Origin of the sequence: Roseobacter sp. (genome assembly GCF_039970775.1) — a bacterium.
Classification (GTDB): domain Bacteria; phylum Pseudomonadota; class Alphaproteobacteria; order Rhodobacterales; family Rhodobacteraceae; genus Roseobacter.
The window spans coordinates 14,177-39,279 of record NZ_JBDVLG010000034.1 but is presented as its reverse complement, the minus strand read 5'-3'; the positions used below and the strand labels follow the sequence as shown (position 1 = coordinate 39,279).

24 protein-coding genes are annotated in these 25,103 nt (G+C 58.5%); 16 read left to right on the top strand and 8 right to left on the bottom strand.

The window, feature by feature from the left end:
- Positions 1-15 precede the first annotated feature (15 nt).
- The 5 genes from rpsO (at position 16) to ABJH13_RS08105 (ending at position 4,809) form a co-directional block, all read left to right on the top strand.
- A complete protein-coding gene (rpsO, locus tag ABJH13_RS08125; protein WP_348405720.1) occupies positions 16-285 on the top strand; it encodes a 30S ribosomal protein S15 in 270 nt (89 codons plus the stop codon).
- A gap of 140 nt (positions 286-425) precedes the next feature.
- Positions 426-1,016, top strand: a complete 591-nt coding sequence (locus ABJH13_RS08120) for a LysE family transporter (RefSeq protein WP_348405719.1) — start codon at positions 426-428, stop codon at positions 1,014-1,016.
- Positions 1,017-1,085: 69 nt separating this feature from the next.
- Complete coding sequence (locus ABJH13_RS08115) at positions 1,086-1,514, top strand: ion channel (RefSeq protein WP_348405718.1); 429 nt, start codon at positions 1,086-1,088, stop codon at positions 1,512-1,514.
- Between the two features lie 194 nt (positions 1,515-1,708).
- Positions 1,709-3,844, top strand: coding sequence for a polyribonucleotide nucleotidyltransferase (gene pnp / locus ABJH13_RS08110; RefSeq protein ID WP_348405717.1), 2,136 nt, complete (start codon positions 1,709-1,711; stop codon positions 3,842-3,844).
- A gap of 110 nt (positions 3,845-3,954) precedes the next feature.
- Entirely contained in the window at positions 3,955-4,809 is an 855-nt protein-coding gene (locus ABJH13_RS08105) for a lipopolysaccharide kinase InaA family protein (protein WP_348405716.1), read from the top strand.
- 64 nt (positions 4,810-4,873) lie between these two features.
- Here ABJH13_RS08105 and ABJH13_RS08100 read toward each other — a convergent pair whose 3' ends face one another.
- A complete protein-coding gene (locus ABJH13_RS08100; RefSeq protein WP_348405715.1) occupies positions 4,874-5,527 on the bottom strand; it encodes a peroxiredoxin in 654 nt (217 codons plus the stop codon).
- A gap of 137 nt (positions 5,528-5,664) precedes the next feature.
- Between ABJH13_RS08100 and ABJH13_RS08095 the strand changes: the two genes are divergently transcribed.
- The gene (locus ABJH13_RS08095) at positions 5,665-7,092 is read left to right on the top strand and encodes an aldehyde dehydrogenase family protein (protein ID WP_348405714.1); all 1,428 of its coding nucleotides are present in this window, start codon (positions 5,665-5,667) and stop codon (positions 7,090-7,092) included.
- A 79-nt stretch (positions 7,093-7,171) separates the two neighbouring features.
- Positions 7,172-7,819 (top strand): RluA family pseudouridine synthase, encoded by a 648-nt coding sequence (locus ABJH13_RS08090; RefSeq protein WP_348405713.1) that lies wholly within the window; start codon positions 7,172-7,174, stop codon positions 7,817-7,819.
- 14 nt (positions 7,820-7,833) lie between these two features.
- Here the strand turns inward: ABJH13_RS08090 and ABJH13_RS08085 are convergent, their stop codons facing one another.
- The 7 genes from ABJH13_RS08085 to ABJH13_RS08055 form a co-directional block, all read right to left on the bottom strand.
- Complete coding sequence (locus tag ABJH13_RS08085) at positions 7,834-10,278, bottom strand: FAD-dependent oxidoreductase (RefSeq protein ID WP_348405712.1); 2,445 nt, start codon at positions 10,276-10,278, stop codon at positions 7,834-7,836.
- Positions 10,279-10,290: 12 nt separating this feature from the next.
- Positions 10,291-11,181: a homocysteine S-methyltransferase family protein gene (locus ABJH13_RS08080; RefSeq protein WP_348405711.1), complete on the bottom strand. Its 891-nt coding sequence runs from the start codon at positions 11,179-11,181 to the stop codon at positions 10,291-10,293.
- A complete protein-coding gene (locus ABJH13_RS08075; protein ID WP_348405710.1) occupies positions 11,178-13,628 on the bottom strand; it encodes an FAD-dependent oxidoreductase in 2,451 nt (816 codons plus the stop codon). The genes ABJH13_RS08080 and ABJH13_RS08075 overlap by 4 nt, the downstream gene beginning before the upstream one ends.
- 12 nt (positions 13,629-13,640) lie before the next feature.
- The gene (locus tag ABJH13_RS08070; RefSeq protein ID WP_348405709.1) at positions 13,641-14,024 is read right to left on the bottom strand and encodes a GFA family protein; all 384 of its coding nucleotides are present in this window, start codon (positions 14,022-14,024) and stop codon (positions 13,641-13,643) included.
- Positions 14,024-14,644, bottom strand: coding sequence for a LysE family translocator (locus ABJH13_RS08065; RefSeq protein ID WP_348405708.1), 621 nt, complete (start codon positions 14,642-14,644; stop codon positions 14,024-14,026). Before ABJH13_RS08065 ends, ABJH13_RS08070 begins: the two co-directional genes overlap by 1 nt.
- On the bottom strand, positions 14,645-15,217 hold the full coding sequence (locus tag ABJH13_RS08060) for an XRE family transcriptional regulator (RefSeq protein WP_348405806.1): 573 nt from the start codon (positions 15,215-15,217) through the stop codon (positions 14,645-14,647). It abuts the gene before it with no gap.
- Between the two features lie 141 nt (positions 15,218-15,358).
- Complete coding sequence (locus ABJH13_RS08055) at positions 15,359-16,579, bottom strand: BCCT family transporter (protein ID WP_348405707.1); 1,221 nt, start codon at positions 16,577-16,579, stop codon at positions 15,359-15,361.
- A 216-nt stretch (positions 16,580-16,795) separates the two neighbouring features.
- Between ABJH13_RS08055 and ABJH13_RS08050 the strand changes: the two genes are divergently transcribed.
- The 9 genes from ABJH13_RS08050 to ABJH13_RS08010 all read left to right on the top strand — a co-directional run bounded on the left by ABJH13_RS08050 (position 16,796) and on the right by ABJH13_RS08010 (position 25,081).
- Positions 16,796-17,026 carry an acylphosphatase gene (locus ABJH13_RS08050; protein WP_348405706.1) on the top strand — a complete coding sequence of 77 codons (231 nt, stop codon included), beginning with the start codon at positions 16,796-16,798 and terminating at the stop codon, positions 17,024-17,026.
- A 149-nt stretch (positions 17,027-17,175) separates the two neighbouring features.
- On the top strand, positions 17,176-17,736 hold the full coding sequence (locus ABJH13_RS08045; RefSeq protein ID WP_348405705.1) for a Rieske (2Fe-2S) protein: 561 nt from the start codon (positions 17,176-17,178) through the stop codon (positions 17,734-17,736).
- Positions 17,733-18,560 (top strand): aromatic ring-hydroxylating dioxygenase subunit alpha, encoded by an 828-nt coding sequence (locus ABJH13_RS08040; protein WP_348405704.1) that lies wholly within the window; start codon positions 17,733-17,735, stop codon positions 18,558-18,560. The genes ABJH13_RS08045 and ABJH13_RS08040 overlap by 4 nt, the downstream gene beginning before the upstream one ends.
- Complete coding sequence (locus ABJH13_RS08035; RefSeq protein WP_348405703.1) at positions 18,557-19,165, top strand: glutathione S-transferase; 609 nt, start codon at positions 18,557-18,559, stop codon at positions 19,163-19,165. The genes ABJH13_RS08040 and ABJH13_RS08035 overlap by 4 nt, the downstream gene beginning before the upstream one ends.
- Complete coding sequence (locus ABJH13_RS08030) at positions 19,162-20,541, top strand: amidohydrolase (protein ID WP_348405702.1); 1,380 nt, start codon at positions 19,162-19,164, stop codon at positions 20,539-20,541. Before ABJH13_RS08035 ends, ABJH13_RS08030 begins: the two co-directional genes overlap by 4 nt.
- A gap of 4 nt (positions 20,542-20,545) precedes the next feature.
- The gene (locus tag ABJH13_RS08025; protein ID WP_348405701.1) at positions 20,546-21,640 is read left to right on the top strand and encodes a BMP family ABC transporter substrate-binding protein; all 1,095 of its coding nucleotides are present in this window, start codon (positions 20,546-20,548) and stop codon (positions 21,638-21,640) included.
- Positions 21,637-23,133 carry an ABC transporter ATP-binding protein gene (locus ABJH13_RS08020; protein WP_348405700.1) on the top strand — a complete coding sequence of 499 codons (1,497 nt, stop codon included), beginning with the start codon at positions 21,637-21,639 and terminating at the stop codon, positions 23,131-23,133. The genes ABJH13_RS08025 and ABJH13_RS08020 overlap by 4 nt, the downstream gene beginning before the upstream one ends.
- Positions 23,130-24,200, top strand: coding sequence for an ABC transporter permease (locus ABJH13_RS08015; RefSeq protein ID WP_348405699.1), 1,071 nt, complete (start codon positions 23,130-23,132; stop codon positions 24,198-24,200). Before ABJH13_RS08020 ends, ABJH13_RS08015 begins: the two co-directional genes overlap by 4 nt.
- On the top strand, positions 24,197-25,081 hold the full coding sequence (locus tag ABJH13_RS08010) for an ABC transporter permease (protein WP_348405698.1): 885 nt from the start codon (positions 24,197-24,199) through the stop codon (positions 25,079-25,081). The genes ABJH13_RS08015 and ABJH13_RS08010 overlap by 4 nt, the downstream gene beginning before the upstream one ends.
- Positions 25,082-25,103: the final 22 nt, after the last annotated feature.

Here is a 25,103-nt window from a genome sequence, read left to right as displayed (position 1 = left end):
TAACAGGAGCCCCCGATGTCGATCACAGCTGAAGAAAAAGACCGCGTCATGAAGGAATATGCAACCAAAGAAGGCGACACCGGTTCGCCCGAAGTTCAGGTTGCTATCCTAAGCTCGCGCATCGCGACCCTGACCGAGCACTTTAAAACACACAAAAAAGACAACCACGGCCGTCGTGGCCTGCTCAAGATGGTGGCCACACGCCGCAAACTTCTTGACTATGTCAAAGGCAAAGATGTGGCCCGCTATCAGGACCTGATCAAACGTCTCGGCCTGCGCCGCTAAACCAACACGCGCGGCGAAAGGCACAGCCTTTTGCACCGTTTGGCACCAATCCGCAGAAATGTGGCCTTGAACCGCGCCCCAACCGGCGCGGTTTTTTGTTGGCGCTTGCCCACCCTGCCCGCAGATGATTGAGTGCCCGCATGCTGACCTTTGCCGCCGCCGTCTTTTTCCTGATGATCACTCCGGGCCCCGGTGTTTTATCCGCAGCCGGTGTCGGGGCGGCCTTTGGCCCACGGGTCGCCACCCGGTACGTCATCGGGCTATTCATCGGTACAAACTTGGTCTGCCTGACGATCATTTCAGGGGTAACAGCCGCGATATTCGCAGACGACCGGCTGCGCACCGTGCTATTTGGCGCCTCCATCTTGTACCTGACCTATCTGGCCGTGCGCATCGCGCTTGCCGGCAGCAAAATCGCATTTATCAACCGCGCCAGCCCGCCGGGCATCACCGGTGGCATCATGTTGCAGGCGATCAACCCCAAAGCCTACGCCGTGAACACCGCACTATTTACCGGCTTTGGGTTTTGGCCACAAAGCTACACCGCCGAGATGATCCTCAAGATATTGATCGTCAACGCCATCTGGGTCCCCATTCATTTCAGTTGGTTATGGCTTGGGATCACCCTGCAACGCATGAACCTGCCCAGCCGCACCCAACGGATGATCAACCTTGCTATGGCCTGTTCGATGATGGTGGTTGTTTTGCTGGCGGCGGTCTCGCAACTGTGACGGCGCTGGACATCCCCGCGCGGGCTGTTCAAACGTAACCGCAACATCCCAACAGATCAGACCCGCCTCATGCTCGTCGTTATTCAAATCCTCCTTGGCAGTGCCGTTTTGCTGGCCTGCACGTTGCTGCATATCTTGGTTGTAGCGCGTTTGGTCCGCCACCTGCGCACCTCTGGCCATTTTGCCGAAGGCCGCAGCACTCAACATCAGGTTCTTGTGGTTTGCGGGCTTTTTCTGATGCTGCTACTGTCACACACCCTGCAAATCTACATCAGCGCATTTTCGATCTGGGCGGTGGGGGCGCTGCCCGGCTATGAGGCCCCGATTTACTATTCGTTGGTGACCTACACGACCGTTGGTTACGGCGATGTTGTGCTGGGCCCTGACCACCGGATCATGGGCGCGATGATCTCGGTCACCGGGATTTTGATGTTTGGCCTGACGACCGCCTTTGTCGTTGGGCTATTCACACGGATCATGGGCGAAAACGACCTGTAGCCACCGCCCATGAAATATGGGTGTTAACCGCCTCTGACGCCACAAAAACGGTCCCTTTTCAAGACACGCATTCTCGTGTACGTACGCGCAATCTGTACCCGGCGCCCGGACCTCAGCGCCACCGAAGATGATACCGAGGTCAGGGGGAATACGCCCCCTATGCAATGGCCCGAGGGCCTATTTGAGGAACCTAGATGTTCACTGAGACGAAAAAATCGATGCAGTGGGGCGAAGAAACGCTCACACTGGAAACCGGAAAAGTGGCCCGTCAAGCGGATGGGTCGGTGATTGCAACGTTGGGCGAAACCAGCGTTATGGCAAATGTCACCTTTGCCAAGAAACAAAAACCTGGTCAGGATTTCTTTCCACTGACCGTGCACTACCAAGAAAAATACTATGCTGCGGGCAAGGTCCCCGGAGGTTTCTTCAAGCGTGAAGCACGCCCAACCGAAAAAGAAACCCTGACGGCGCGTCTGATTGACCGTCCGATCCGCCCTCTGTTTGTCCCCGGCTTCAAAAACGAAGTTCTGGTGATGTGTACAGTTCTGTCGCACGATCTGGTCAATGACCCCGATATGGTTGCGATGATCGCAGCCTCTGCGGCGCTGACGATTTCTGGCGCGCCGTTCATGGGCCCCATTGCCGGTGCGCGTGTTGGTTTTGAAGATGGCGAATACGTTCTGAACCCAACCGTCGACGACATGCAAGACCTGCGCCTGAACCCAGAGCAGCGCCTTGACCTTGTTGTTGCAGGCACCAAAGACGCCGTGATGATGGTTGAATCCGAAGCCTATGAGCTGTCCGAAGCAGAGATGCTAGGCGCGGTGAAATTTGCGCATGACGCGATCCAGCCTGTGCTGGACCTGATCATTGCGCTGGCCGAAGACGCCGCCAAAGAGCCGTTTGATTTCCAGCCTGCGGATTACTCCGAGCTGTCCGCAGCGGTTGCCAAAGCTGGCGAAACAGAAATGCGCGCCGCCTTTGCGATTTCTGACAAACAAGAGCGCACGTCGGCTGTTTCCGCCGCCCGTGACACCATTTTGGCCGCGCTCAGCGATGAGCAAAAAGAAGACCCCAATCTTGGGTCCGCGATGAAGGGCCTTGAAGGCTCTATCTTGCGCGGTGACGTCGTGAAAACCGGCACCCGGATCGATGGTCGCAAAACGGATGAAATCCGTGACATCGTATCGCAAACGGGTCTGTTGCCCCGGACGCACGGGTCGGCGCTGTTCACACGCGGTGAAACGCAAGGTTTGGTTGTGACCACGTTGGGTACCGGCGATGATGAGCAATTCATCGACGCGCTGCACGGCAACTTCAAATCCAACTTCCTGTTGCACTATAACTTCCCACCCTATTCGGTTGGCGAAGCAGGTCGCGTGGGCCCTCCCGGCCGTCGTGAAATCGGTCACGGTAAACTGGCATGGCGCGCGCTGCAGGCGGTTCTGCCAGCGGCAACCGACTTCCCATATACCGTGCGTGTTGTCTCTGAGATCACCGAATCCAACGGGTCGTCTTCGATGGCATCCGTTTGTGGTGGATCACTGTCCATGATGGACGCGGGCGTGCCTTTGAAAGCACCCGTGGCCGGTGTGGCGATGGGTCTGATCCTCGAAGAAGACGGATCCTACGCGATCTTGTCCGACATCTTGGGTGACGAAGACCACCTGGGCGACATGGACTTCAAAGTGGCGGGTACAGAAGCCGGGATCACATCCTTGCAGATGGACATCAAGATCGCAGGCATTACGCCCGAGATCATGGAAAAAGCCCTGGAGCAGGCCAAAGCGGGCCGTATCCACATCTTGGGCGAGATGGCCAAAGCCATCACCGGCGCGCAGGAATTCTCGGTTCACGCACCACGCATCGAGACCATGCAGATCCCAACGGATAAAATCCGCGAAGTGATCGGTTCGGGCGGTAAAGTCATCCGCGAAATCGTCGAAGTGTCCGGCGCCAAAGTCGACATCAACGACGAAGGCATCATCAAGATTGCAAGCCCGAATGGCGAAGCGATCAAGAAAGCCTACGACATGATCCATTCCATCGTGGCCGAGCCAGAAGAAGGCATGGTCTACACCGGGACAGTCGTGAAAATCGTCGATTTCGGTGCATTCGTGAACTTCTTTGGCAAACGCGACGGTCTGGTGCACGTGTCCCAGATCGAAAACCGCCGCTTGAACCATCCTTCGGACGTTTTGAAGGAAGGCCAAGAAGTGAAAGTCAAACTGCTTGGGTTTGATGATCGCGGCAAGGTGCGCCTGTCCATGAAAGTCGTGGATCAGGAAACTGGCGAAGAAGTGAAGAAAGAAGAGGCCGCGGAAGACTAAATTCCGCCGGTTCATACATATATGTCGAAGGGCTCCGATGGAAACATCGGGGCCCTTCTTCTTTTTCAGCACATGCTGTTCACGGTTTTTGACGATAAATTGATGGTAAAATGAAACATAGCATATTCGGCGCCAGCCACCCGACGACCACCAGATACCCTGCCGCGCTGCACGGCCTTGCATCCGATGCAGGGCCAGATGGCGTACGGGTATTTTGGACCGACCCGGCCCAGACGCAATGCGACTTGCTAAAAGCCCAGACCGACTTTGCCGCCCCCACGATTGAAACCAGTCAAACCTTGCTGAAAAACGCGCGTCAAAGGTTCGTTTTTCGCCATGTGTTGGGCAAGAAAAGCTATGTTTTCAAGCTGTTCCCATTACAATTTTTGCCATCTCGCCTGAAGCATCCCAAATATGCGTACCACGAATTCAGCAATATGCGGCTCGCGGCAGACCGTGGGGTACCAACGCCGTTCCCAATCGCGTTTCTTGAAAAACGGCGTCACGGTCTGGTATCGTGTTCAGGGCTTATTCAACAGGATCTGGTCGGGTTTTCTGACCTGCATGCGGCCGCCCGTGACAAAACGCTAAGCAACGATAAAATCATGGATCACGCTAGCGCCGCAATGTGCTTGATGTATGACACCGGCGCCAACCATATCGACCTGCGGGACGAAAACATCATGATCAACCTCGAGACAGCCGAATGGCAGATCATTGATTGGCAATACGCCAGCTTTGTGGCGCCTCGTGCGCCTTGGCTGCTGGAATATCTTGTGGCTTATTACATCAGGTTGGCGCCCAAAGACTGGCGCGCACGTCTGACGTCTAAATGGATCCCCCAGGTGCACAGCCGCAGCGGACATCCTGACCCGCTGGATCTGTTTACGCAGCGTATTGCTGCGCTTGGCGGTCGTCGCAACAAGGTCAAGCACCGGCTTGCCCTTCATCCAGTGGCGATCTGACGGCGGTGACAATGCACATGGGCCGGGGGCGCCGCAACCCCCAGCCCGACAGATGCGCGGCGGTTTAGCTTGGTGCTTTGGTCGTGCGCAGGTACGGCAGGACCTTGGTGAAATCGCCAAACTTGGCTTTGGCGTCCTCATCCGACAAGGTTGCGGGGATGATCACGTCATCGCCCACATTCCAGTTGGCCGGCGTGGCCACGCCCCGCCCTGTCGACATTTGCAGCCCGTCCAAAGCACGCAGAACTTCGGCGAAATTCCGGCCCACGGTCATCGGGTAGGTCATGCTCAGCTTTAGCTGTTTGTCGGGCCCTATGATAAACACCGACCGCACTGTGGCACTGTCGGCGGGGGTGCGACCGTCGGGCAAATAGGCCTCGGCGGGCAGCATATCAAAGGCTTTGGACACTGCCAGACCTTCGTCCGCGATGATCGGGAACCCCGCCTTTGCGCCGCCAAAGGTTTCGATATCGCCTTTCCACTTTTTGTGGTCTTCGACCCCGTCCACCGAAACGCCGATCACCTTAGTGCTGCGTTTGGCCCATTCATCCGCCAATTGCGCCACGGCGCCGAATTCGGTGGTGCAGACCGGGGTGAAATCCTTGGGGTGCGAAAACAAAATCGCCCAGCTGTCGCCGATCCAATCGTGCAACTGAAACGTGCCTTGGTCGGTTTCGACTGTCAAATTCGGAACGGTGTCGTTGATGCGCAAGCCCATGATGTCCTCCGGTGCAATGCTGTATTGGTTGGTGCCAACTACATAATCATATCTCGACGGGGTTTCATCCCCCCGCATGTAGGCCTATCTGATCTGCGACACAGTACAACATAATTCAAAAACCAAGGATGCCCTAAATGCTGGAAAAACGTGATTTTTATATCAATGGCGTATGGGTTTCACCGGCCACGGCGCATGACTGTGCGGTGATCGACCCCTCCACAGAAGACCAATGCGCGGTTATTTCCTTGGGCGCGCAGGCAGATACGGATGCAGCCGTCGCGGCGGCGCGTGCGGCCTTTGACGGCTGGTCACAGACCTCCAAGGCAGACCGCGCCGCTTTGCTGACCAAGTTGCTCGAAATTTACACCACGCGCGGCGAAGAGATGGCGCAGGCGATCTCTCTGGAAATGGGCGCGCCAATAGAGATGGCCCGCGCCCAACAGGTCGGCGCAGGCAGCTGGCATCTGCAAGGGTTCCTTAAGGCGTTTGAGAGCTTTGAGTTTGAGCGCGACTACACGGCCTCTGAAAAGACGCTGCTGGAACCCGTCGGCGTCTGTGCGTTGATCACCCCGTGGAACTGGCCAATGAACCAGATTGTGCTCAAGGTGGTGCCTGCCTTGGCCACCGGGTGCACGATGGTGCTGAAGCCCTCCGAAGTCGCGCCGTTGTCGGCCCATTTGTTTGCGGAATTCATGCATGAGGCGGGGTTCCCTGCGGGTGTGTTCAATCTGGTGAACGGCGATGGCGCAGGCGTGGGCAGCCAGCTTTCGGCGCACCCGGACGTGGATATGGTCAGCTTTACCGGTTCAACCCGTGCGGGCATCGCGATCTCCAAGGCGGCGGCAGATACGCTCAAACGCGTCAGCCTCGAATTGGGCGGAAAAGGCGCCAACATCATTTTTGAAGACGCCCACCCCGACGCCGTCAAGGCCGGAGCGACCCGGTGTTTTGGCAATACCGGCCAATCGTGCAACGCGCCCACACGTATGCTGGTGCATAAATCGCGCTATGATGATGCGGTGGCTATGGCCGCTGAAACCGCCAACGCCACCGCTGTGCGCCCTGCATCTGACGCCGGGCGGCATATGGGGCCGCTGGTGTCACAGGCGCAATACGACAAGGTGCAGGCCCTGATCGAGGTCGGCATAACCGAGGGCCGTTTGGTGGCCGGTGGTTTGGGCCGCCCCGATGGGTTGGAGCGCGGTTTTTTCGTCAAACCCACGGTGATCGCAGATGTCACCAATGACATGACCATCGCGCGCGAGGAGGTCTTTGGCCCGGTGTTGTCGATCATCCCGTTCGACACCGAAGAAGAGGCGATCGCCATTGCCAATGACACGCCCTACGGCCTGACCAACTACATCCAGACCCAAGACGATGCCACACGTCGGCGCGTCGCCCGACGCCTACGGTCAGGGATGGTCGCCACCAATGGTCAGGGGTTCGCGCTTGGCTCGCCCTTTGGCGGGTACAAACAATCGGGCAATGGTCGCGAAGGCGGCACCTTTGGGTTAGAAGAATTCCTAGAGGTCAAGGCCGTGTCTGGTTGGGCGATCGAATAACCCCCCCCAAAACCATGTCGCAGACATGCGCCGTTTACGGTGGGGTTGAAACTCATGCGTTCATCTGCGAGCAGGCAGTATGAATGACAGTTACGCCCCACCCCAAGACCCGTTGGTGATTTTGCATGAAGATGCCGAGGTCTTGTTGGTGGACAAACCCGAGGGGCTTTTGTCGGTGCCCGGCAAGGGCCCCGATTTAGCGGATTGTCTGCTGACCCGCGTGCAGGATGCCTTTCCAGACGCGCTTTTGGTGCACCGATTAGACCGGGACACCTCGGGGGTTATGATCTTTGCACTGACGCGCCATGCCCAGCGCCATCTGGGCCTGCAATTCGAAAAACGCATGACGCAAAAGACCTATGTGGCGCGTGTTTGGGGTGTCCCTTCGGACAAAAGCGGCACCGTTGATTTGCCCCTTATCGTGGATTGGCCCAACCGGCCCCGCCAGATGGTCAACCATGAAACGGGCAAGCCTGCCCAGACAGATTGGCGTGTTCTCAAGGACGAAGACACGACCGCGCGGGTGCGATTGCGCCCCAAAACCGGGCGCAGTCATCAGTTGCGGGTGCATATGCTCAGCTTGGGCCACCCTATTCTGGGCGACCCGTTTTACGCGACGGGGCCTGCGCGCGATTTCCCCCGGATGATGCTGCACAGTCAGGAATTGCGGTTTAAACACCCGCAAGGCGGGCGCTCGATGAAGGTCAGAAGCGACCTCCCGTTTTAGCGCGGGATTTGGCCTCAGACCTTCACACGTTCGGATTTCGGGTCATACATCGGGCGCAGGGACGCTTCGGCGCGCACGCGTGTGCCTGCCACGTCAATGTGATAATCAGACGCCAGCACATCCGCCGCTGTTTCGCCCGCGCAGGGCACATACCCCAACCCCATCGCACCGCCTAACGTGTGGCCATAGGCCCCCGATGACAGATACCCCACCAGCTCGCCGTTCCGCAGGATGGGTTCGTTGTGATACAGCAATGGCTCCGCATCGGTCAGCCTGAACTGCACCAACCGCGCATTCAACCCTGCGTCTTTCTTGCGCAACACCGCATCGCGTCCGATGAAATCAGGCTTGTCCGTTTTTACCGCAAAACCCAACCCTGCCTCTAGCACGTGATCTTCGCTGGTGATGTCATGCCCGAAATGGCGAAATCCCTTTTCCATCCGGCAACTGTCCATCATGTGCATGCCGCACAGCTTCAGATCCAGCGCCGCGCCCGCCGCGATCAGCGTTTCGCACACGTGTCCGGCCATGTCCGCAGACACGTAGATCTCCCAGCCCAGCTCGCCCACATAGGTGACACGGTGCACCCGTGCGACCGCCATGCCGATCTCGACCTGTTGCGCGGTGCCAAACGGATTGACAGCGTTGGTGAAATCATTGGGCGACACCAAGTTCAGCAGCGTGCGCGCGTTGGGGCCCATCACGGCCAAGACACCTTCACCGGCGGTGACATCGGTGATCACCACGTTGAAATCGCCCACATGTCGCCGCATCCATGTTTCATCCGCCAGCCGCGTCGCCGCCGGGGTCACAACCAGATACGCGGTGTCCGTCAAGCGCGTGACAGTCACATCTGCCTCGATCCCACCGTTGGCGTTAAGAAATTGCGTATAGACGATCTTGCCCACCGGTACGTCGTATTGCCCGCCGCCGACGTGGTTCATAAAGGCCGTCGCGTCACGCCCTTCCACCCGGATTTTGCCAAAGGACGACATGTCGTACATGCCGACATTGGTGCGGATCGCGGCGTGTTCGGCCGCAACGTTGTCAAAGAAATTCTGACGTTTCCAGCTGTAGGCGTAGGCGGGCGTTTGATCTGGCCGCGCGATCCAATTGGGCCGTTCCCAACCGGCCAATTCCCCCATGACGGCACCGCGTTCAAGAAACTGATGATGCAGCGGCGACCGCCGGATGCCCCTCGCGGTTTCCTTTTGGCGAAACGGGAAGTGGTCGGCATAAAGCAAGCCCAGCGTCTCTTTGGACCGCTCAAACAGGTAGCGTTTATTGCCTTGAAACAGTTGCATCCGCGATATGTCTACATCGCCCAGATCAAACGGTTTTTCGCCCGCGTCCATCCATTGCGCCAGCGCCATACCCGCACCACCCGCCGATTGGATGCCAATCGAATTGAACCCCGCAGCGACCCAGAAATTATCAAGCTCGGGCGCCAAGCCAAGGTGGTAGGCATCATCGGGGGTGAAACTTTCGGGCCCGTTGAAAAACGTGTGAATGCCCGCCTCGGCCAACATGGGCATGCGGTTGACCGCCGCCTCTAAGATCGGCTCAAAGTGGTCGAAATCTTCGGGCAATTGGTCAAATTCGAAATCGGGCGAAATGCCATCCATCCCCCAGGGTCTTGCGTTGGGTTCAAACGCGCCCAGCAGTATTTTGCCCGCGTCTTCCTTGAAATACGCGCATTCGTCGGGCACCCGCAGCACCGGCATCTGGGTCAATCCCGCGATGGCCTCGGTTACGATATAGAAGTGTTCGCAGGCGTGCAGCGGCACGTTTACGCCCGCCATGCGACCAACCTCGTGGCCCCACATGCCGCCACAGTTCACCACCATATCGGCGGTGATATGGCCCGTTTCCGCACCCTGCACCCAATCGACGCCAGTGGCACGGCGACCATCGCGCGCGATGCCGGTGACCTGCGTGCGCTCCAAGATCTGCGCGCCGCGTTGCCGTGCACCTTTGGCCAGCGCCAGCGCGATATTCGCAGGATCGCCCTGCCCGTCCTTGTCCAGATACACGCCCCCGGTGACGCCTTCGATGTTCAGATGCGCATAGCGGCCTTTGACCTCACTGGGCGAAATTTCTTCAACGTCTACGCCAAAGGCGCGCGCCATTGCGGCCTGACGAAAGATCTCTTCGCGGCGTTCAGCCGTTAGTGCCACAGTGATGGACCCGCAGCGCTTGAACCCAGTGGCCACGCCTGTTTCGGTCTCTAGGTTGCCGTATAGTTCTTGGCTGTATTTGGCCAACTTGGTCATATTCGCCGACGCACGCAGCTGCGCAATCAGGCCTGCGGCATGCCACGTGGTGCCCGATGTCAGCTGTTTGCGTTCCAGCAAAACAACGTCTTTCCACCCCAGTTTGGTCAGGTGATAGGCAACGGAACAGCCAATAACGCCGCCCCCAATGATGACAACGCGCGCGTGTGACGGTGGCAAAGCCATGGTCGGTTTTCCTTATACGATTGTGTGGCCGACGGCCTGCAGCCGCCGTGATAGTTCTGCGATATGGGCAGGGCTGACCTCGCAGCACCCCCCCACAATCGTGGCGCCCAGCCCGACCCATTGCATGACATAGCCCGCATAGGCGCGTGGCCCCATATCCCGCCGCGCCTTCAGCGCATCAACAGTGGGTTTGGATGTCAGAAAATCATCGGTGATCTGTTCAAACGCATTGGCATACCCACCAAACGGCAGGCCCAAATCCGCAATGATAGGCAGCGCGCGGGTCACGGCCTCGGGGGCGGAACAGTTGATCATGACCGCATCTGCCGTGGCCGCCACCGCCAGTGCATCGGCCAGTGGCTCGCCTGAGCGCAGGCGCGTGCCGTCGCTGTCTGACACCGTCAACGACAGCCACACAGGCAGGTCGGTTTGGCGCGCGCCCGCCAGTGCATCGCGTGCGTGCGCAACAGAGGCCACCGTTTCGAGGATCAGCAGATCACACCCCACAGCCAATGCCTGCGCCACTTCGGCAAACAGCGGCACAGCCACATCAGAAGCCGGGTGCAGGTCAGGCCGGTAACTGGCCACAAGCGGCCCCACAGACCCCGCGACACGCCCCGATCCATGTGTCGTGCACGCGGCCTGTGCCGCCCCAATCGCCTTGGCATAGAGCGCCCCAAATTGGTCGGCGAATTCGGTGCCTATCAGCCGGTCGTGGTGGATCGTATAGCTGTTGGTGGTGGCGATGGTCGCCCCTGCGGCCAAAAAATCGGCGTGCACCGCCTGAACCAAACCGGGGTGATCTGCCATCACCTGCGTGGACCACAGCGGCGTGGGCTGGTCGCCTGCGCGGTGGATCAATTCTTGGCCCATACCGCCATCCAAAAGGGTAATCTGGGTCATGCGCGGATCCTTTCGTTTTGCGGATCCCAAAGGGGCTGATCCGCCTGAACGGTGGCTTTGCACCGTTTGCCGTAAATCTCGACCTCGACGACCGTGCCCGGTTTTGTCAGATCGGCGCGCAGCATGCCCAAGGCAATGGACGCGTTCACCCGGTAGCCCCAATCACCCGATGTGGTTTCACCAACGACGGTGTCGCCCATGAAAATCGGTGACATATAGGGGGCGTCTTGGTCGCCTGCATCCACCACGAGAGTGACAAATTGCTTGGCCACGCCCCGTTGTTTTTGCGCCAACAACGCGGCCTTTCCGGGGAAACCCTGAGGTTTGTCAAACCGGATGAAACGCTCCAACCCGCCCTCTAGCAGGGTGTAATCTGTCGACAGGTCCCCCTTCCACGCCCGGTACCCCTTTTCGATCCGCAGCGCATTCAGCGCGTACATGCCAAACGGGGTCGCACCCGCCGCGAGGATCGCATCATAAATCGCGGCGATATCGGCGTTTGCGGCATGGATTTCCCAGCCCAATTCGCCTGCAAAGGACACACGCAACAACGTCACATGCCCGCCCTGCATTGCCGTTTCCTGAAAGCTAAGCCAAGGCAGCGACAGATCGGCATCGCATAGCCCCGCCAACAGGTCGCGGGATTTTGGGCCCGTGACAATCAAGGTCGATATCTGGTCGGTGATATCGTCGACCGTAAAGGCGCAACCATCCGGCATGTGCCCTGTCAGGTAGTCACGGTCGTGCCATTGCGCCGTGGCCGCCGTCACCAAAACAAAATCATCCTCGGCGACGCGGGTCACTGACATTTCGGTCACGATGCGGCCGCGATCATCGGCGAAATACACCAACCCGACGCGCCCGATTTTGGGCAAGGCCCCTGCTGTAAGGCCCCGCAACCATTCATCCGCGCCTGCACCCCGGACTTTGAACCGCGAAAACCCCGGCAGATCCAGCACGCCCACACCGTCCCGCACGGCTTCGGCCTCGGCCTTGACGCGCGGGGTCCAGGGGCCTTGACGGTCCCATGTGTGGGTCGCAGCCTGGGATGTATCATCGCCGGGTTTCGCAAACCAATTGGCGCGTTCCCACCCGTTATAGGCGCCCATCTGGCCACCCAGCGCAACAATCTGCGCATGGTTGGGCGACAGTTTTTTATCGCGCCCGGCGGGCCATTCGTGATGCGGAAAATGCATCGCATATTCGTGGCCGTATGTTTCCAGCGCCTTGGTTAGGCAATAGTCGTGATCGGCGTATTCGGTATACCGGCGCGGATCGATTGCCCACATATCTTGATCGGTTTCGCCGTGCATGATCCATTCTGACAAGACCTTGCCCGCGCCACCGCCCTGCGCGATCCCGAAGGTAAAAGAATGCCCCTCAAACGCGTTTTTTACCCCCGGCATCGGGCCCACCATGGGCAAGCCATCAGGCGCATAAGGGATGGGCCCGTTGATGTTGCGCCCCACGCCCGTCAGGCCCAACAGGGGCAACCGCGCCATCGCGTCTTCGATGTGATATTCCAAACGCTCCAGATCGTCGGGGTACAGTTGGAACGAGAAATCCTGCGGCATCGGGTCATCGGGCGTGACCCAATGCGCCTTGCAATTGCGTTCGTATGGGCCAAGGTTCAGGCCGGTTTTCTCTTGCCGCAGATAATACGACACATCCACATCGCGGATCATCGCAACCTTTTTGCCGTGCTCTTTGGTCCATGCGTCAAGTTCGGCAATCGGTTCTGTCAGAAAATACTGGTGGCTCATCACGACCATCGGCACGGTGCGCCCGCCAAACGGTTTGAACATCTCGCCCACGCGTTGCGCGTAATACCCCGCGCAATTGACCACATATTGGCAACGGATGTCGCCTTTGGTGGTCTTAACGATCCACTCATCGCCGTCGCGTGCGAGGCCCTCAACCGGGCAGAACCGTTCGATACGGCCGCCCGCGTCGCGCGCACCTTTGGCCAGCGCTTGGGTCAATTGCGCCGGGTCGATATCCCCATCCAGCGGATCCCACATGCCCCCTTCGAGGTCGTGGGTTTCCATGAACGGATTGTACTGCAGCAGCTCTTCTGGCGTGCAGATATCCATCTGCAATCCCTGCGCGCGCCCCATCCCGGACACGCGTTCAAATTCCTGCATTCGCTCTTTGCTATGGGCCAATCGGATCGCGCCGCTGACGTGATAATTCATCGGGTAATCAACGTCATCGCCCAAGGTCCGGTACATCGCGGCAGAGTAGCGTTGCATGTTCATGACCGCCCATGACCCCGCAAAATTGGGCACATTGCCCGCCGCATGCCACGTCGATCCGGCGGTCAGTTCGTTTTTCTCGACCAACACACAATCGTTCCATCCCGCTTTGGCCAGATGATAGAGCGTCGAGGTGCCAACCACCCCGCCCCCAATGATGACCACACGGGCCGTTGTCGGAAAATCTGCCATGTGTCGTGCTCCCTATTGGTCGTGCTGTGGGCGGCCATCTGCGATGTCGTAGTAATCACCCTTGTCGGCCACAAAGATGTGTTTTTCGGTGGTTATGCCCGTGACGCCATCTAACGTGCCCGACATTACAGACACCGCGCCGTTGTCATCGACGTGCCGCCAAAACAGCGACGACCCGCAGCGGTTGCAAAACCCCCGCGATGCCCCCGGCGACGACTGATACCATGTCAACGTGGTGTCGTTGGTGATCGCCAATTGCTCTGGCCCCACCTGCGTGGCCGACACATAGTGCCCGCTGGTTTTGCGGCACTGTTCGCAGTGACACGCCACCGAATTGCGCAGTACCCCTGACAGCGTGTATGTCACGCCCCCGCACAGACAGCTTCCCGTTTGCATCAGATCCTCCCCGGTGTGGATGCGGTGCCCAAAAGGACACCGTAGATGATAAAACATGTGGCCAGCACACGCCGCACCCAGACGTTAAACACAGCTCCCAGCGCCGCGCGCCCCAGCCCCGCGCCCAGCAAGGTGAAGCTAGTATAGCTTAGCGCGGCCAGCGTCAGGGCGGTGGGTACGATCACCGTCATTTGGCCCCAGATCGGCACGTCTGGCTGCACAAATTGCGAAAATGCTGCGAGGTATCCCGCGACGCTTTTGGGGTTTATCGTGGCGATGGCCAGCGCGTGCAGGTACACTGATTTGGCCGGGCGGTCGCCGGCTGTGACGGGGCGTTTGGACATGATCAGCCCCCGTATCCCTAGGGCAATCAACACGCCCGCCCCCAGCATTTTGGCAACCGTAAACGCCGCTGGCGACGCCGCGATCAATGCTGTCACGCCCAGCGCCGACAGCAGCAAAAACAGGCTCGCCTGTGTCAAGATCGCCAACACGCCAACCATCGCGCGCCCGAACCGCAAATGCATGCCATTGGTGATGCAATTCACCGCATTCGGCCCCGGCGTGGTGACAAACACCGCCCAGAACACCGCGAATATGGTCCATGCCTCAAAGCTCATTCAATACACCGGCGGGGCGATCACCCATATCGCCACTGCGGGGGTGTCGTAGGGGTTGGCCCAGCGGAACGCTTCACCACGGATGCGGAAACTGTCGCCGGGGGTAATCGTGTGTGTCGTGCCGTCAATATCCAGATCAAGCTGACCAGAGATCAGATAGCCGACCTCTTGGGTCGGGCGGGTCACGAAATCCTTGATGCGGCTGTGGGGCGCAAAGGTAGAATGCATCATCTCAAAATCATCGGTCAGGTCCGGCGAGAGCAGTTCTTCGACCAGCCCCGCGACCGAACTGCCGATTTGGCGGCGCGCCGCTTTGCGCACCACAAAACCGGCCTCATGTGCGGGCGCTGCGGCATGCCGAAACAGGATCGACACCGACACATCAAGCGCCAGCGCAATCGCGCGCAGGTCGGTGATCGACGGGTCGGACATGTCGCGTTCTACCTGACTGAGCCATCCAACAGACCGACCAAGCGTCTCAGCGAGGTCGCTGAGCGTCAGCCCGCGCGCTTTGCGCAAGGCGCGCAGATCTGCGCCCAGCGTGTCAGAATGATTGGGTAGACCGTGCTGCATATTGGACATGAAAAAACCCCCGCGTTTTTCATGATAGGGGCTTTAGGTGAAAAAATCTATATGATTTTCACGCCGGCAAGAAATAACGCCCGCCATTTGATAGGATGCAGCCCTAAGGGCCGCACCACGGGGTGTCGTGCATTAGTGGCTGGAATCAATCCGTGCGAAATCCAGCGTATTGCCTTCGGGCGATGCCGTGATACCCGCAACTTCGGCGCGCTTTTTCACCAAAATATACACGACACACACCAGATAAATGCCGACCACGACGGCCCCGATCCATTGGATCTGCAACCATTGGCTTTGGAAGGCCAGCGTCAGGCCAAACAAGACGGCGACGTTCCCGACCACATACCCTGCTTTGCCAAGTTTTGCGGGTGTCAGCGACAGGTTGTCTGAATAGAGACGGATCAAACTGTCCAGCGAGTTGATAACAAATGTCACCCCCACAATCACCATCGAGATGTTGAGCAGCCCCGTCGTTTCGATGCCATTCGCGTAGTAGTGATACAGAACCGAAAACCAGATCGCGAGCGGGATTGAAGGGATAACCAGCAAGGCAAGCAACAGATATTGCGTGCGCAGCCCCCCGACAAACCGCGATGTAAATTGCCCGATCATGATCGACCACGCGAACCACCAAAACAGGTAGAATTCGTGGTAATCGTTGATAGGCGTCGCGAATTTATGGATGTTGCCAAAGTAACCGGTGGTCAGGTCTGACAGGTTCGTGGCCAATCCGCCGATCCCCATCCCGCCGTAAAGCCACATGAATACGATCAAGCCAAGGAACAGCACGGTGGATCCGACGCTGAGGACGCGCACAAATTTGATATCAGTGCTGGAATATGCCGCCGCCAGAATGACGCAGAACACGATCAGGTAGAATGTGGTGATGACGGTTTCGCCATCGCCAACCTCGGGGATGTAGAACGGTAGGTAGATCAAAAACAGGCTTGCCGTGAACGCGCAGGTGCCGACAATAACGATGTTGTTGAGGAGCCTGACAAACGGGATTTCAAAGAACTTTACCCGTGGTTCGATGACGCAAAAGTAAAAGCTGGTCAGAAAATAGAAGCTCCAGATGAGAAAGCCCCAAAACCCGAATTCAATGGCCAAAGGGTTGGTAAACCCGTAATCTGCCGCGTTTTCGGCGTCAGCGTAGGTTGGGAATTCCCCCAGTGGGAACATGATCAACCCGACGTCCAGACCGGATGTAAACAGGATCGCCATGAAGGTGAACAACGGCACCGGCGTGACGCCTATGGCGCGCAAGTTCCACCATTTCACAACGCAGAACGCCACCAGCAATAGTGCCAGTGCAATTCCGAATGTGATTATCATTGATAAAAAAGTCGCCATTGAGCCCCCTCCCATCGGGTTTGCAAAGTCCGATATTCAGACCAAATGTCAGACTGGTTTTTTGCACATTTGCGCTATTTTTCAGACCTGTATACTAGAATTCAACAATTTGTGTTAAATTTTAGCGGCAGCGGTCGATTTACACGGGGCATAGTGCCGTAAAGAGGCATGACGGCCTGCCTTGTCACATGCGGCGGCCCTATGGTATCGGCCGCTATGACCGCTTCAATCACGTTAACCGGGGTTCTAGGACCTGCACCAATGCTGCCATGGATCGAAGGCCATGCGGCAAAACTGGGCATCCGCATGCGTGTCATCAGCGCCAGCCAAACCTGCATTCGCTTTGAGGCCACCGGCGCAGAAGAAATGCTACAGGCACTAACGCTGGGCTGCAGCCTAGGACCACACGGCGTTTGGGTCGAAACCGCCGACCTCACAACCCTTTAGTGTATCGGCATGTACCCCTTGCACCAAATTTAACAAAACACGCAGGTCATCGCTTTATATTTGGGCACTCGCATAATTTGTGAGCATTGTGCATTGATCCGGCGCGCGCATCAACTTTAGGGTCTCCCGTGTAAAACAGGAGGGATTCGATGAGTTGGACCGCGGTCGCCAGAAGCGCTGATGTGCTGTGTGGTATGGCTATGCCGGCGTGCGTCCAAAGCACGGATCTGGCGATTTGGCGCAGTCACGCAGGCCATGTTCACGCATGGGGGGACCGTTGCCCACATCGCGGAATGCGCCTGTCGCATGGGTTTGTGCGCGGCGAAACACTCGCGTGTATTTACCATGGCTGGCAATACGACACTGTAGGGTCTTGCGTCAGCATCCCCGCGCATCCGGACCTCGAACCACCAAAATCGATCTGCGCCACCACATACGCCTGCGCCGAACAAAACGGCCTGATCTGGGTCAGCCTACACGCCACAGACGCGCCATTGCCGGATTATTCTGACCTGACGGCCGTTCTGTCACTGGCGCTCGCGGTCCCAGAGGGGGCGGTCAATGTGCCGGATGACCTGACCGTGGTGATCCAACCAGTTACGGCCGCCACCTGCATGATGCACGTTTTGGCAGCACCTGATGCGGATCTATACGCCGTTGCGGACCGCGCAGAGACCGTGCGCGACACCCTAGAGCGGAGCGCGGCATGAGCACGATCAACGATCACTGGTACCCTGTCGCGATGAGTTCTGGCGTAACAGCCCCGCGCGACACGTTGTTGTTGGGCGAAAAGATCACCGTTGGGCGCGACACCGCAGTCTGGGTGCAACAAGGCGACCGCCGCCTGCCCGTGATCGAACGGTTCGGCCATGTCTGGACCACGCCGGGCGCACCCTCGCGCGATCTGTTCGCCATCCCCGAGGCCGACACACCGGGGCGGCAGTTGGTTGATGTGGGGTCCGTCAGGGTGAAATGTTCGCCGCTGCGGGCGGTTGAGAATTTCCTCGATATTGCGCATTTCCCGTTTGTGCATACGGATATTCTGGGCGCCGAACCACATACCGAAGTGGGGCGCTATGATGTCAAAATCCGCGAAGATGTGGATGAGGTCTGGGCCACCAAGGTCAAGTTTTTCCAACCTCAGGCGGCCAAATCTGCCGCGGGTGGCATCACCACCGAATACATGTACCGTGTGCCATCCCCGACCTGTGCGGTTCTGTACAAAACCTGCCCGCCCAAGCCCGGCGAATGGGATGTGATCACGTTGTTTGTGCAGCCCCTCACCGAAGAATGGTGCGAGGTCTGGCCTTGGATGGCGCTGTATGACGACGTGTCGACAATGTCTGAAATGGTCAGCTTTCAACAGCTGATCTTTATGCAGGACAGGTCGATCCTTGAAAACCAGATCCCGCGCAAACTGCCGCTTGATCCGGGAATGGAGGTGCCAACGCAGGCTGACATGACCTCTGTCGCCTATCGCCGCTGGCTCAAGAAAATCGGCTATACTTACGGCGCACAGTTGGTGGCGGCATGATCTTTTACGACTACGTCCTGAGTGCATCGTGCTACAAAGTGCGCCTGATGGCGGCTTTGGTCGGTCAGCCGTTGACCCTGAAGGCGGTGAACTTCCACCCAGCACAGGACCATAAATCGCCGCCGATGTTGGCCCTGAACCCCGCAGGCACCTTGCCGATCCTCCAGGATGGCGACGTGACCCTCGCCGATACGCCGCAGATCCTGCGCCTATTGTGCACACATGCGCCCGACTGGCAGGCCGATGATACGTGGTTTCCGATGGCCGCAACGCTGAACGACACGCTTGGCCTTGCGCGGCTGCATGACATCCTTGGCTACCCCGCCGACATTGAAAAGGCCCGCGCGGACGGCATAAAAGCCCTGCGCCAACTTGAAAGCCACCTAACCCGCCAACGGTTTGCCGGGCACGCATTTTTGACAGGCGCCCACCCAACGATTGCGGATATCGCGTGTTTTCCCAACACAGCACTAGCCCCGGACGGAGGCGTAACGCTCGACCCTTATCCGTCTATCCGGCTGTGGCTGCGCGCGATCCGGTCCTTGCCCGGCTTCATCGAAATGCCCGGCATCCACCGCATGCATGAACTGGCAGACACCGCATGACCAGCACCCTGATCCAGAACTGCGCCGCGATTGTCACCAGCGCCAATGACCCCGTGCAATGGAACGCGGATATCCTTGTAACAGATGGGGCCATCGCCAAGATCGGCACCGGGTTGACCGCCCCTGCGGGCGCAGAGGTCATCAACGGTGACGGCCTGTTCATCTATCCGGGGCTGGTGAACACGCACCACCATTTCTTCCAGACCTTTGTGCGCAATCGTGCCGACCTCGATTGGACGCGGTATTCTGTCATCGAATGGCTTGACCGGATCTACCCAATCTTCTCGCGGTTGACCGAGGATTGCTTTTACCACAGCTCGGTCGTTGCCATGGCCGAACTGATCAAACATGGCTGTACAACGGCCTTTGACCACCAATATTGTTTCCCCAAACACGCCGGCAGCCGCATCATTGACCGCCAGTTCGAGGCCGCCGACCTGATGGGCATCAGGTTCCATGCGGGGCGCGGCGGAAATACGTTACCAAAATCCGAAGGCAGCACCATCCCCGATGCGATGTTGGAAACGACCGACGGGTTCATCGCCGATTGCGAACGGGTCATCGACAGCTACCACGATGCATCGTCCCTTTCGATGCGCCAAGTGGCCGTCGCACCCTGCCAGCCGGTCAATTGCTACCGCGAAACCTTTGAGCAATCCGTGATGCTGGCCCGCGACAAAGGCGTGATCCTGCACAGCCATGTGGGCGAAGGCGAAAGCCCGGTGATCGAGCAGGTGCACGGCATGCGCAGCGTCGATTATTGTGCCGAAATCGGCTTTGCCGGGCCAGACACGTTTTATGCCCACGGATGGGAATTGACCCGCGATGAACTGGCCAAACTAGCCGCGTCAGGCACGGGCGTGTCACACTGCCCCGAACCGGTGTATCTGGTGGGTGCGGAAATCACCGATATCCCCGCGATGGATGCGTTAGGCGTGCGCATTGGCCTTGGTGCTGACGGGGCGGCGTCCAACGACAATTCCAACCTGATGCATTGTGTGCATTCGGGGTATATGTTGCAGTGCCTTGCGGCGTCCTCCCGGCAGGATCCTGTCCCGAAACCGGGGCAGTTTTTGGCCTATGCCACCGAAGGCGGCGCATCGCTTTTGGGGCGCACAGACATCGGGGCCTTGCGCCCCGGCATGGCCGCCGACCTTTTTGCCATTGATACGCGCAAACTGGATTACGTGGGCACACGCCACGACCCGGTCAGCCTGATCGCCAAGGTTGGCATCGGGTCCACCGTCGATCTGACCATGATCAACGGTAAAGTCATCTGGCAAAACGGCGCCTTTCTGCATCTCGACGAAGGCGCGCTTTTCGCAGCAGCAGAACGCACACTGCACGCCATCCTACCAACCGAAAACAAGGGATAATTTCATGTCACACACCATTCAACGCCGGTCTTTCATCAAAGGTACGCTGGCAGCGACCACAGCGATTGCATTGCCCCTGCGGGCCGCCGCCCAAGACGTTCTGAAAATGGGTGTGGTGTTGCCATCGCCTGCCGCAGATGTGGGTTGGTCGCACACATTGTTGGAAGGGATCAACACCGTCAAAGCAGCCTATGGCGACAAGCTAGAAGTCACCGTGCTGGAAAATATCGCCGAAGGCCCTGACGCCGACCGCATCGCCAATGGTCTTGTCGCCGAGGGCAACTCGGTGCTGATGCTGGGGTCTTTTGGATACCAAAACGGCGGCATCCAGATCGCCAAACGCAACCCTGATGTGTCGGTCATCCACGCGTCTGGATACCTGACCGAACCCAATTTTGCGCCTTTCACCGCGAAATACTGGCAGGGCACTTACCTGATGGGTATGGCCGCCGCATCGCTAACCAAATCCAAGAAACTTGGGTGCGTGGGCGCCTTTGCGATCCCCGAACTGATCACATCCATCAATGCCTTTACGCTAGGCGCCCAATCCGTTGACCCTGAAATCGAGGTCAACGTCGTTTGGGTCAACAGCTGGTTCGACCCCGCATCTGAACAAGACGCCGCAAAGGCCCTGATCGCGCAAGACGTTGATGTGATCTTCTCGAACGCGCAAGACACACCCTCTGTGATCGCCGTCGCCGAAGAGGCCGGGGTGTATGCCTTTAACCTTAACTCTTCGATGCAGGCTTACGCGCCCACCAAATATCTGGGCGTGGTTGGCACCGATTGGGGCCCCCATTTCAAACGTCTGGTGGATGGTCATGTTGCGGGTGAATTCCCCGGCGCGAACTACTGGTTGGGCATGGAAGACGACACCGTCTACACCGCCGACTGGAACGCCGACATCCCTGCCGACATGATGGCCCAGATCACGGCCCGGCAAAGCGACATCTTGGCCGGAACATTCACCGTCTTCAAAGGCCCGTTGGTGGATCAAAGCGGCACCGAACGTTTTGCCGACGGCGTGGCCATGACAGACGGCGAAATGCTGGGCATGGATTGGCACGTAGCGGGCGTTACAACGCCGCTGCCCTCTTGAGCAACGCCCTTCTCACCTTGTCGGGCGTCTCAAAACGCTACGGCAAGGTCCAGGCCAATGATGCGATCGATCTGGAGGTCCGCCCCGGATCGATCCACGCCGTTCTTGGCGAAAACGGCGCTGGTAAATCGACATTGATGAAAATGATCTACGGCGTCGAACACCCCGACGACGGCACCATCATGTGGGATGGCGCGCCCGTGCAGATGAGCCGACCATCCGATGCGCAAGCCTTGGGTATCGGCATGGTATTTCAGCACTTTTCGCTATTTGAAACACTATCTGTCGTTCAAAATGTGTCGCTGATGATCCCCGGAAAGCCCGCAGATCTTGCGCGCCAGATCCGCGCGTTTGGCACCCAGTTCGGGCTGAGCGTTGACCCAGATGCGATGGTGCATACGCTGTCTGTTGGCGAACGTCAGCGCGTTGAAATCATCCGCTGTTTGCTGCTGAACCCCAAACTGTTGATCTTGGATGAACCGACATCGGTTTTGCCCCCGCAAAACGTGCGCATGTTGTTCGATACCCTGCGCAAGCTGCAATCCGATGGCATGGCGATCCTGTTTATCTCTCATAAACTCGACGAAATCCGCGAACTTTGCGACGCGGCCACAATCTTGCGCGACGGCAAAGTCACCGGTCGCGTCGACCCACGCGATCACGATGCCAAGTCGCTGGCGCAGATGATGATCGGGCGCGATATGCCCCACGTCGCCGCCCTCCGCACCGCGCCTACAGGTGCGACGCGTCTACAGCTGACCAAACTGAACCACCCGCGCACCAGCCGATTTGGCACGACGTTGTCTGATGTAGATCTTGACGTCAAAGCGGGGCAGATCGTTGGTATCGCAGGGATTTCCGGCAACGGCCAACAAGAGATCGCATCCCTGATTTCGGGCGAAACACGCGCGCACCGGCCAGATATGATCACACTCATGGACACTGCGGCGGGTCACCTGAACCCCATGCAACGCCGTGCCCTTGGGTTTTCGTTTGTTCCAGAAGAGCGGCTTGGGCGCGGGTCTGTGCCCGACATGTCGCTGGCCGATAACACGCTGCTGACGGCCCATCGGGCGGGCATGCTGTCGCGCGGGTTTATCCGTCGCAAGGCCGAACGGGACTTTACCCGCACCTGCATCGACACCTTTGATGTGCGCACGCCAGGCCCCGAAGTCGAAGCCGGGGCGCTGTCCGGCGGCAACCTGCAAAAATTCATTATGGGCCGTGAAATCATGCTCAAACCCGATGTGATGCTGGTGTCACAGCCCACATGGGGCGTTGATATTGGCGCAGCGACTGCGATCCGCCGCAGGCTGCAAGACATGCGCGATGACGGCGTCGCTATTCTGGTGATCTCTGAAGAGCTCGAAGAGTTGTTCGAAATTTGCGACCTGCTGCATGTGCTGCACGCGGGGCGGCTCACGGCGGCGCTGCCCATAGCCAGCACCACACCGCAAGAGATCGGGCACTACATGATCGGGGGCACCGCGTGAGCCTCCAACTGATCCGGCGCGATATTGCCTCGCGCGGGGCGATGATCGCCGTGCCCCTCATTGCGTTGGCCCTGACCTGCGTTGTCAGCCTGATCTTGTTTGCAGCCCTTGGCAAACCCGCGGGCGTGGCCCTGCATGCCTTGCTGCTGAAACCATTCCTCAGTTGGTATAGCTTTTCGGAAGTGTTGCTTAAAATGGCGCCGCTGTTGTTGATCGCGCAGGGGCTGGCCATCGGGTTTCGCGCGAATATCTTTAACATTGGCGCCGAAGGCCAGTTCATCATCGGTGCGGCCTGTGCATCGGCATTGCCGGTGTATTTCCCCGACGGGAATTTCCCGCTGATGTTGCCCGCGATGATACTGGCCGGTGCGATCGGCGGCATGCTGTTTGCGCTGATCGCCGCCGCCCTGCGCACCAAGTTTGCGGCGTCCGAAATTATCGTCACGCTCATGCTGAGCCTGATCGCTGTGCAAATCTTGAATTACCTGTTGCTTGGACCGTGGAAGGACCCGCGCGGCTTTAACTTTCCGCAATCGGTTATGTTTCCAAACAACGCGCTGCTGCCCATCCTGTTTGACGGCACGCGCACCAATATTTCGCTGATCTTCGCGGTGGTCGCCAGCCTGATGGCGTATCTGATGATGCAGCGGCATTTTCTGGGCTTTCAACTGCGCACCGCTGGGCTGGCCCCCAAAGCGGCGGTTTATGCCGGCTTCAGCACCCATAAAATGATCTGGCTGTCGCTGGGCCTTGGTGGGCTTGCGGCTGGTATCGCGGGGGCCAGCGAAGTCGCGGGGCCGCTTGGCCAATTGCAACGGTCTGTGGCGTCCGGGTATGGGTACGCCGCGATCATCGTGGCCTATGTGGGGCGGTTGAACCCGATAGGCATCATCGCGTCCAGCTTTCTGATTTCGGTCATCTACATCGGCGGCGATAGCGCCACTGTCACCGCAGGGCTGCCCGTTGCCGCCGTTGAGGTCTTCCAAGGGCTGCTCTTGGTGTTTTACCTCGCGACCTTCACCCTGATCCGATACCGAATAACCTGGACCCGGAGGCCCCTAACATGAACGGGCTGGAATTCATTCTTGCGGGCGCTCTGGCGGCTGCCCTGCCGATGCTTCTGGCGGCTTTGGGCGAAATGGTTGTTGAAAAAGCAGGCCTGCTGAACCTCGGCCTCGAAGGCATGATGGCGCTTGGGGCAGCCATCGCATTCATATGTGTGTACCACACCGATATGCACGTGGTCGGCTTTGTTGGGGCGGCGGTTGCTAGCGCGCTACTGGCCATGATCTTTGCCGGGCTTGCCATCGGGGTCCGGGCGAACGAGGTTGCCACAGGCCTTGCGGTTGGTGTTCTGGGTCTTGGCCTGTCGTCCCTGTTTGGCAACCGTTACGAAAGCCTGACCATCAGCGGGCTACCAGAATTCAGCCTACCGATCCTGTCAGATATTCCCGTGATCGGGCCGACCCTTTTAACACAAGACATCGTTGTCTGGCTGTCGCTGATTGGCGCTGTGGCGTTGTGGTACACCCTGACCCACACCAAGCTTGGCCTCATCATCACTGCGGTTGGCGAAAACCCGGATGCCGCGCGCGCGATCGGGTACCCCGTGTCGGTGATCCGCACGGCCGCCGTGGTCTTTGGCGGCGCGATGTGCGGGTTGGCAGGGGCATATGCCTCGACGGTTTACACCCCCCTTTGGGCCGACGGCATGATCGCCGGGCGCGGTTGGATCGCGCTCGCTTTGGTCATTTTCGGAACATGGAAAACAGGCCGCATCGTTTTTGGCGCGGTGATGTTTGGCGTGCTTTCACTGGGCGAACTGACGGCACAAGCCTTGGGCGTAGGGCTGCCCTCGCAGGTCTTGTCCAGCCTGCCCTACATCGTGACCATTCTGATGCTCGTGCTGATCTCAAAGCGCGCAATGCAGAAAACCGCAGGCACCTAACCCGCGAAACGGGCCCATTGCG